This is a genomic window from Pseudoxanthomonas sp. LjRoot204_2, from assembly GCF_056175765.1.
Genome location: NZ_JBGFFG010000576.1, coordinates 1 through 1,748 on the forward strand (window position 1 = coordinate 1; position 1,748 = coordinate 1,748).

The window sequence follows — 1,748 nt, forward strand, 5'->3', positions numbered from 1 at the left end:
TCCCAACACCAGTACAGCGTTTTGCGCTACCCCGTCAATCTGCGCGAACCCCAAAAATGCCAAGCTCAGCGCAGCGACTAACGGCGCAACAAAGAACGCAACTGCCGCGTAGCCAGACTCCCTCACAACAGTCGCCTGACTCATAGCGTCCATCCTGTGGCCCCAACGTAACCTATCTCGCAGAACTTGTAGCGTAAGCTGAATAGTGCGGATGTTTTGGACACGGTTGCTTCCTTAAATCAGCTTGCAGTGCTGGGTTGCAACCGCAGGATTGGGAAAACTGTGAAGTAGAAATATTCTTGCAAACTATGCAAGCTTCAGCCGAACAAACTATAGCCTGCTAACGCACAAACGCAGGAGTGACGGCGCTCCAGTTTGGGCTGGCAGCGGAACAAATGACTGGATTGGAGAGTTGCGCTCAACGTCGCCTTTGGGCCCAGAGCCGACGGTGACCATCATCTCCCAAGAGCCGTCACTGATTTGAATTCGCTTGATTGATGCCGAGAATCGTCCCTTCGCTCTACCGGCCCATGCCAATGACCACGCTATAGTTTGTTGTGCAGACGCTTGCCGGGAAATCCTGAAATTTATCTCACAGGTTGTTTGCGCCCTGCCTTGCGGTATGCCTCACACTCATAAGCTCGGAGCGACCTTTGTCCCTCACTTCAGCCCCACTTGAAGCCGTCTTCTTGAAGCTTCGTCCGGTCTGGTATCCCCAATTGGACGCTGCGGGCGAGGAAATTCCCCTAAGCGACGTGAACCAACGCAATGTCTCCTTGGAAACGCCGCTTATTGTTGCTGCCCAGCACTTGCTGCCGATGGACATTCAGGCACTGGTGGAGAACGGTGCCGAATTAGACGCAAGGAGCGGCTCCGAGCAGCATCACGCGGCGTTGCACGTCGCAAGGTTATTGCGCCGCTTTGACAATGCAGCGAAGCTAATTGAGTTGGGAGCAGACGTGACACTCAAGGATGGCATCGGCAAGACACCGTTGGAGTACGGAAACCACGTCAAACATGAAGATTCGGCGGTGTGAGACAAARCGTGCCGGTCTCTTTCACTCTGAGCGACCGCTTTACCAGAGCGTCTAGGGCCGCTCCTGGCCGAATCCTGTCCCACAAGATGAAGCGGAAGAGAGCCAACAACAGTGGTTTTCGAACCAAGGCCGAGCTGAGTTCTTCAGGCAACWCCATGCGCTGTTCCGTGACATTAACTTTCAGCGGACTCGTCCAATGAATGTGAGACAGCTCTACTTCCGATATTTCTTAGGGATTGGATGTGTCCGGCAGTCGAATGGACCGTCAGACCCATTTCCCCGGATGCGAGCCATAAAGAACTGTCGCTTCGAGGGAGYTGATTGAAGACTTTGCACAGTAGCAGCGTCGATAGAGCAATAGTGATAGTAGGTCGTGTTCAGTTTAATAAGCATGTAGCGCTCAGCCTTGTCATAGCAAATCCGAGCAACATCGCTTGATTCATTGATATCTRAGCAAGCAAAGGAGTCAAGTGAAACGTTGCCGTGATACTTGACCTGAACTGTTTCCGCAGTCGCAACTCCGCACAGCGAAGCCAGTAAACATAGAACCAAAATTTTCACTGTACCCTCCAGTTAAGCAAAGCTCGTAGGATGTCACAAAGCGGTCCGCCAGGGACTGCATGGTGTGGTTTTCGAACCAAAAAAAGTTCGAGAAAAAACGTCTCCTACGACACGACTTCGCCACCTACTGCGAGAGATTGCGGTTCACTG

At 52.4% G+C, this 1,748-nt stretch carries 2 protein-coding genes; one reads left to right on the forward strand and one right to left on the reverse strand.

Annotated features, from left to right (window positions below; all coding sequences use genetic code 11):
• Positions 1-689 precede the first annotated feature (689 nt).
• The gene (locus tag AC04L7_RS18015; protein WP_475513612.1) at positions 690-1,037 is read left to right on the forward strand and encodes a hypothetical protein; all 348 of its coding nucleotides are present in this window, start codon (positions 690-692) and stop codon (positions 1,035-1,037) included.
• 213 nt (positions 1,038-1,250) lie between these two features.
• Here AC04L7_RS18015 and AC04L7_RS18020 read toward each other — a convergent pair whose 3' ends face one another.
• Complete coding sequence (locus AC04L7_RS18020; protein WP_475513613.1) at positions 1,251-1,598, reverse strand: KTSC domain-containing protein; 348 nt, start codon at positions 1,596-1,598, stop codon at positions 1,251-1,253.
• Positions 1,599-1,748 lie beyond the last annotated feature (150 nt).